This window comes from Micromonospora sp. NPDC003776, assembly GCF_053605645.1.
In genome coordinates this window covers 1-6,770 of the sequence record NZ_JBSGJR010000392.1, presented here as the reverse complement: position 1 = coordinate 6,770, position 6,770 = coordinate 1, and the positions used below count along the sequence as shown (strand labels likewise).

8 protein-coding genes are annotated in these 6,770 nt (G+C 72.3%); 7 read left to right on the top strand and 1 reads right to left on the bottom strand.

Annotated elements, in window-relative coordinates; genetic code table 11:
- The first annotated feature begins 243 nt into the window (after positions 1 to 243).
- From ACWEVO_RS25855 to prcA, 4 genes are all read left to right on the top strand, one after another.
- Positions 244 to 450 (top strand): ubiquitin-like protein Pup, encoded by a 207-nt coding sequence (locus ACWEVO_RS25855; RefSeq protein ID WP_181568146.1) that lies wholly within the window; start codon positions 244 to 246, stop codon positions 448 to 450.
- A gap of 22 nt (positions 451 to 472) precedes the next feature.
- The gene (locus ACWEVO_RS25850) at positions 473 to 1,159 is read left to right on the top strand and encodes an endonuclease domain-containing protein (RefSeq protein WP_452310104.1); all 687 of its coding nucleotides are present in this window, start codon (positions 473 to 475) and stop codon (positions 1,157 to 1,159) included.
- Positions 1,078 to 1,917, top strand: coding sequence for a proteasome subunit beta (gene prcB / locus ACWEVO_RS25845; protein ID WP_452310103.1), 840 nt, complete (start codon positions 1,078 to 1,080; stop codon positions 1,915 to 1,917). The genes ACWEVO_RS25850 and prcB overlap by 82 nt, the downstream gene beginning before the upstream one ends.
- Before the next feature lie 62 nt (positions 1,918 to 1,979).
- Positions 1,980 to 2,816 carry a proteasome subunit alpha gene (gene prcA, locus ACWEVO_RS25840; RefSeq protein ID WP_452310102.1) on the top strand — a complete coding sequence of 279 codons (837 nt, stop codon included), beginning with the start codon at positions 1,980 to 1,982 and terminating at the stop codon, positions 2,814 to 2,816.
- 79 nt (positions 2,817 to 2,895) lie between these two features.
- On the opposite strand, the gene rfbB is transcribed toward prcA, so the two are convergent.
- Positions 2,896 to 3,873, bottom strand: a complete 978-nt coding sequence (rfbB, locus tag ACWEVO_RS25835; RefSeq protein WP_452310101.1) for a dTDP-glucose 4,6-dehydratase — start codon at positions 3,871 to 3,873, stop codon at positions 2,896 to 2,898.
- A 128-nt stretch (positions 3,874 to 4,001) separates the two neighbouring features.
- Between rfbB and pafA the strand changes: the two genes are divergently transcribed.
- The 3 genes from pafA to ACWEVO_RS25820 all read left to right on the top strand — a co-directional run bounded on the left by pafA (position 4,002) and on the right by ACWEVO_RS25820 (position 6,740).
- Positions 4,002 to 5,360, top strand: coding sequence for a Pup--protein ligase (gene pafA / locus ACWEVO_RS25830; RefSeq protein ID WP_452310100.1), 1,359 nt, complete (start codon positions 4,002 to 4,004; stop codon positions 5,358 to 5,360).
- Positions 5,361 to 5,420: 60 nt separating this feature from the next.
- Positions 5,421 to 5,639: a hypothetical protein gene (locus ACWEVO_RS25825; protein WP_452310099.1), complete on the top strand. Its 219-nt coding sequence runs from the start codon at positions 5,421 to 5,423 to the stop codon at positions 5,637 to 5,639.
- A 75-nt stretch (positions 5,640 to 5,714) separates the two neighbouring features.
- The gene (locus ACWEVO_RS25820; protein ID WP_452310098.1) at positions 5,715 to 6,740 is read left to right on the top strand and encodes a winged helix DNA-binding domain-containing protein; all 1,026 of its coding nucleotides are present in this window, start codon (positions 5,715 to 5,717) and stop codon (positions 6,738 to 6,740) included.
- Positions 6,741 to 6,770 lie beyond the last annotated feature (30 nt).

The window sequence follows — 6,770 nt, the reverse complement described above, 5'->3', positions numbered from 1 at the left end:
GTGGGGCGGCGGCGGGGGGGGGGGGGGGGGGGGGGGGGGGGGGGGGGGGCGCCCCCCCCCCCCCCCCCCGGGCGCGGGGGGGGGGGGCGGCGCGGGGGCCCTGCGGCTGGCGCCCCCCGCGCCCCCCCCCCGCCCGGCCCCCCGCCGAGCCCGGCGCGCGCCCGAGCACCCCGGCGCGCGACGGGCTTTTCGTCGCCTGGGCGAGGTAAGTTGATCGCAGGCGATCGTGGAGGAGGCACCACCATGGCGGCGCAAGAGGGCGGGCAGACCCAGTCCGGCAAGTCGCACGAGGAGGTCGAGGAGGTCACCGCGCAGGCCAACCCCGAGGTTGCCGAGCGGCACGCCGAGATCACCGAGGACGTCGACGATCTGCTCGACGAGATCGACTCCGTCCTGGAGGAGAACGCAGAGGAATTTGTCAGGGGCTACGTACAAAAAGGGGGCCAATAGGGCATAGCCGGATAAGCCGGACATGCCTCGGCTCTCTGATGATCGGGACGGACTCCGTCGTTGCCGGGATTGCAACGAGTGGAAGCCGCTCGATGAGTTCTGTGCGAACAATCGGCGGCCCGATGGCCGTGGTAGCTACTGCAAGCCCTGTTTCAACCTTCGCTCGAGGGCGAGTTACGCCAAGCGTCTGAAGGAGAAGCACGGGCGAGAGGTGCGTGAGCTGCCGATGGTGCCGGACGGCCACCGTCGGTGTCCCACATGCGGCGAGACGAAAGCGCTGGACGACTTCCCGCGTAACCGGTCGGGTCGAGGCGGCTACGGCCGATACTGCAAACCGTGCCACAACGAGCAGGGCAAGCAGACCAGGCTGCGCCTCTACGGCGGCAGCCGGGAGTACCACCTGCGGAGGCGCTACGGCGTGGGGGAGAAGGAGTTCCAGGAGCTCCTCGCCGAGCAGGGCGGCGTGTGCGCAATCTGCGGGTCCCCCGATCCGCAACACCTGGACCACGATCATCGCACCGGTTGGGTGCGCGGGATACTCTGCTTCAACTGCAATAGTGGTCTTGGCCAGTTCCGGGACAATCCCGTCAGGCTGGCCAGGGCGATCACGTACCTGAGAGGAACCACGTGGCAGCGGGTTTTGATCCATCCGGGCGTCTACCAGATGTGTTCACCAACGCGGGGACGTCCTCCTTCACAGCGTTCCTGAGCAAGGTGGCCCCCGAGATGCTGCCCGGCCGACGGCCGCTGCCGCCCGGTATGGCCGCCGACATGGCGCCGCACGCGACGACCATCGTGGCCATCTCGGCCGCCGGCGGCGTGGTGATGGCCGGCGACCGGCGCGCCACGATGGGCAATCTGATCGCCCAGCGGGACATCGAGAAGGTGCACCCGGCCGACGCGTACTCGCTGGTCGGCATCGCCGGCACCGCGGGCATCGGCATCGAGCTGATGCGACTGTTCCAGGTGGAGCTGGAGCACTACGAGAAGATCGAGGGCGCGATGCTCTCGCTCGACGGCAAGGCCAACCGGCTGGCTTCCATGATCCGGGGCAACCTGGGCGCGGCCATGCAGGGCCTGGCGGTGATCCCGCTCTTCGCCGGGTTCGACCTCGCGGCGAGCGACCCGGCACGCGCCGGCCGGATCTTCAGTTTCGACGTGACCGGCGGGCCGTACGAGGAGACCGGCTACGACGCGATCGGCTCCGGCTCGCTGTTCGCGAAGTCGGCGCTGAAGAAGCGGTTCCGCGCGGGCTTGTCGATCGACGAGGCGAGGCGGCTCGCCGTCGAGGCGCTCTACGACGCGGCCGACGACGACACCGCGACCGGCGGCCCGGACTTGACCCGCCGGATCTACCCGGTGGTGATGACCGCGACGGCGGAGGGCACCCACCGGCTCACCGATGCCGAGACGGCGGCCATCGCGGAGGGCGTGGTGGCCGGCCGGATGGAGAACCCCGGCGGCTGATCCCGCTTGTCGCCCGACCCGTCAGCAGTCCGCAGCACAGCGCCCGAAGGAGACCCGCCGCCGTGGCTATGCAGTTCTACGCCTCGCCCGAGCAGATCATGCGCGACCGTTCCGAGCTGGCCCGCAAGGGCATCGCCCGGGGCCGCAGCGCGGTGGTCCTGAGCTACGAGGGCGGGGTGCTCTTCGTCGCGGAGAACCTCTCCAGCACCCTGCACAAGGTCAGTGAGATCTACGACCGGATCGGCTTCGCTGCGGTGGGCCGGTACAACGAGTTCGAGAACCTGCGCCGCGCCGGCGTGCGGATGGCCGACCTGAACGGGCTGAGCTACGACCGGCGGGACGTGACCGGCCTGGGCTTGGCGAACGCGTTCGCGCAGACCCTGGGCGCGATCTTCACCGAGCAGTCGAAGCCGTTCGAGGTGGAGATCTGCGTGGCGGAGGTGGGCGCGACGCCGGACGACGACTCGCTCTACCGGCTGACCTACGACGGCTCGGTCAACGACGAGCCGGGCCGGATGGCGATGGGCGGGCAGGCCGAGGCGATCACCGGGGTGCTGAAGAACGAGCACCGGCCGGACATGTCGCTGTCCGAGGCGGTCCGGGCCGCGGTGAAGGCGCTCAGCAGCGTGGGCGGGGAGGGCGGCGCGAGCCGTACCATCGCCGCCAACCAGTTGGAGGTGGCGGTCCTGGACCGCCGCCGGGTGGGCCGGACGTTCCGCCGGATCACCGGGGCGGCCCTGACGGCGCTGCTGGACGGCGAGGCGGGCGCGGACACCGTGCCGGCCCCGGGTCGGGCGAAGACGCCGACCGTGCCCACTGAGGAGGCGGGCAAGCCCACCACGTCGGCCGGCTCAGCCGACCTGGAGGGGCAACAGCCGGAGGAGCAGCCCGGCGAGTGACGCCGGATCGCCGGACGTGGCGGTCTCCGGCGTGCGCCGGCGCCGCCACGTCGCCGCGGCGGCCACGACGGTGTGGGCGTCAGCGGTGCGGCTTGAGCGGTTCCCACCAGTCCCGGTTGGCGCGGTACCACTCGACCGTGCCGGCGAGCCCCGTGTCCAGGTTGACCCTGGGGGACCAGCCCAGCTCGCGGCGGGTGGTGGTGCAGTCCAGCGCGTACCGCCGGTCGTGGCCCTTGCGGTCGGCGACCGGCCGGACGCGGTCCCAGCCGGCGCCGCAGGCGTCCAGCAGTCGCCCGGTGAGTTCCCGGTTGGTCAGTTCCGCGCCGCCGCCGAGGTGGTAGATCCCGCCGGCGCGGCCGTGGGCCTGCGCCCGGGCGATGCCGTGGCAGTGGTCGTCGACGTGCAGCCAGTCCCGCACGTTGCCGCCGTCGCCGTAGAGCGGCACGTCGTGGCCGTCGAGCAGGTTGGTGACGAAGAGCGGGACGATCTTCTCCGGGTACTGGTACGGCCCGTACGTGTTGGCGCCGCGGGTGACCACCACGTCGAGGCCGTGGGTGCGGTGGTAGGCGAGGGCGAGCAGATCGCCGGCGGCCTTGCTGGCCGAGTACGGGGAGCTGGGGTCCAGCGGGGCCCGTTCGGTCCAGGCGCCGGTGGCGATCGAGCCGTACACCTCGTCGGTGGAGACCTGCACGTGGCGGCGTACGCCGTGCCGCAGGGCGGCGTCGAGCAGGGTCTGGGTGCCGACCACGTTGGTGGTGACGAAGTCGGCGGCGCCGGCGATGGACCGGTCGACGTGGGATTCGGCGGCGAGGTGCACGATCACGTCGTGGCCGGCGACGACGGCGTCGACCAGGGCGGCGTCGCGGACGTCGCCGCGCACCACCCGCAGCCGGGGGTCGGCGCGGACCGGGTCGAGGGCGCCCTCGGTGGCCGCGTACGTGTACGCGTCGAGCACGGTGACGCCCTCCACCGGCAGGTCCGGCTCGGCGCCGGTGAGCAGCCGCCGCACGTACGCCGACCCGATGAAGCCGGCGCCGCCGGTGACCAGGATTCTCACGGTGGCCGACCGTACCGGGTGTGGGAGTTGCGTGCGGTGGGATGCCGGGACGGCGGCGCGGAAGATGCCGCCGAGACCAGCGGGTTGAGCGCTGCCCATCTGGTGCCTCGGGCGGCTAATGTCACATCATGGATCGGCGAATCTTCGGCCTCGAAACCGAGTACGGCGTCACCTGCACCTATCGCGGGCAGCGCCGGCTGTCCCCCGACGAGGTCGCGCGGTACCTGTTCCGGCGGGTGGTGTCGTGGGGCCGGTCGAGCAACGTGTTCCTGCGCAACGGCGCCCGCCTCTACCTGGACGTCGGCTCGCACCCGGAGTACGCGACCCCCGAGTGTGACTCGGTGACCGACCTGGTCGCGCACGACCGGGCGGGCGAGCGGATCCTGGAGGGGCTGCTCGTCGACGCGGAGAAGCGGCTGCACGACGAGGGCATCGCGGGTGAGATCTACCTGTTCAAGAACAACACCGACTCGGCCGGCAACTCGTACGGCTGCCACGAGAACTATCTGGTGTCCCGGCACGGGGAGTTCGGCCGGTTGGCCGACGTGCTGATCCCGTTCCTGGTCACCCGGCAGTTGATCTGCGGCGCGGGCAAGGTGCTGCAGACGCCGCGCGGTGCGGTCTACTGCCTGTCGCAGCGGGCCGAGCACATCTGGGAGGGCGTCTCCTCGGCGACCACCCGGAGCCGGCCGATCATCAACACCCGCGACGAGCCGCACGCGGACGCCGAGCGCTACCGGCGGCTGCACGTGATCGTCGGCGACTCGAACATGAACGAGGTCACCACGCTGCTGAAGGTCGGCACCGCCGACATCGTGCTGCGGATGATCGAGGCCGGGGTGGTGATGCGCGACCTGACGCTGGAGAACCCGATCCGGGCGATCCGCGAGGTGTCGCATGACATCACCGGCCGGCGCAAGGTGCGGCTGGCCTCCGGCAAGGAGGTCTCGGCCCTGGAGATCCAGCAGGAATACCTGGCCAAGGCGACGGAGTTCGTGGAGCGCCGGGGCGGGGACCAGACCGCCAAGCGGGTGGTCGACCTGTGGGCCCGGGTGCTGCGCGCGGTGGAGACCGGTGACCTGGACCCGGTGGCCCGCGAGATCGACTGGGTGACGAAGCTGAAGCTGATCGAGCGGTACCAGCGCAAGCACGACCTGCCGCTGTCGCACCCGCGGGTGGCGCAGATGGATCTGGCGTACCACGACCTGCGGCGCGGGCGCGGCCTGTACGGGCTGCTGGAGCGGCGCGGCGAGGTGGACCGGGTGGCGACCGACCCGGAGATCTTCGAAGCGAAGGAGACACCGCCGCAGACCACCCGGGCGCGGCTGCGCGGCGAGTTCATCCGGCACGCGCAGGAGAAGCGGCGGGACTTCACCGTCGACTGGGTGCACCTGAAGCTGAACGACCAGGCGCAGCGCACGGTGCTGTGCAAGGACCCGTTCCGGGCGTACGACGAGCGGGTGGAGCGGCTGATCGCGAGCATGTGACGGCGGGTGGGCGGCCGGTGCGCGCGTCGGCCGCCCACCCACCGGTACGCTGGCGTCGCGATGAACACTTCCGAACCCTCCGACCGTGATCGCGGGGCCCGGCCGGGCCGCGACTCCGGCACCGAGAAGCTCAACTGGATCGATCGGCGCCGGGAGAAGATCCGCGCCGAGATCGAGCGGAACCGCCGCGGCGAGTACACGGTGCCGACCTGGGTGCTGGCGGCCACGCTGATCCTCATCGTGGTCGGCTGGTTGGCGTTGATCCTCTACTTCGGCTGAGCGTCGGGGGTCGGCGCTAGCCTCCTGCCGTAGGGGGCCGGAAGCGCGGCCCGGTCCGGCGACGGGAGGAGCCGCGTGTCGGTGCTGTCCCGCCGGGCGCTCAACCGGGCCACCCTCGCCCGACAGTTCCTGCTCGACCGGACCGACCTGCCGGCCCTGGACGTGCTGCGCCGGCTGGTCGGGTTGCAGGGCCAGGTGCCGGCCGCGCCCTACCTGGGGCTGTGGTCCCGGGTGGCCGGGTTCGACCACGACGACCTGACCGGCCTGCTGACGCGGCGGCAGGCGGTGCGGGCGACGACCGTGCGCGGCACGCTGCACGTCACCGCGGCGGACGACTACCGGTGGCTGCGTCCGCTGCTGCAACCGCTGATGCTCCGGTTGCAGCGGCAGTTCATGGGCCGGGCCACCGCCGGCGTCGACCTGCAGGAGTTGGCGGCGCAGGCCGTGGCGTTGCTGGCCGGCGAGCCGCTGAGCCGGACCCGGCTGCGGGAGTTGCTGGCGCGGCGCTGGCCGGACCGCGACCGCAGCGCGTTGCTGCACTCGGTGCAGTACCTGCTGCCCCTGGTGCACCTGCCGCCGGCGGGCACCTGGGGCGGCCGGGTGGACGGTCCGTGCGCGTTGGCCGAGCAGTGGCTCGGCTTCGCGCCGGCGCCGGCCGGTCCGGCCGTGCTGGTCCGTCGCTACCTGGCCGCGTTCGGGCCGGCAAGCGTCCGGGACGTGCAGGCCTGGTCCGGGCTGACCCGGCTGGCCGAGGTGGTCGAGCCGATCCGGCGCGAGCTGCGGGTGTTCCGCGACGAGCAGGGGCGGGAGCTGTTCGACCTGCCGGACGCGGAGCGGCCCGACCCCGAGACGCCGGCGCCGCCGCGCCTGTTGCCCGAGTACAACAACCTCCTGCTGGCGTACGCCGACCGGACCCGGGCGCTCGGCAACGAGGAACGCCGCCGGGTGATCACCCCGGCGGTGGCCGCCACGCTGCTGGTGGACGGCTTCGTGGCCGGCACCTGGACGATCGAGTGGCAGGGCGACGCCGCGACCCTGCGGCTGCGCCCGTTCGGCCCGCTCCCCGCCGTCGGCCGCCCGGTACGGGCTCGTACCCGCTGATCGACGGCCGGTGTGGGGAGGAGGAGCACG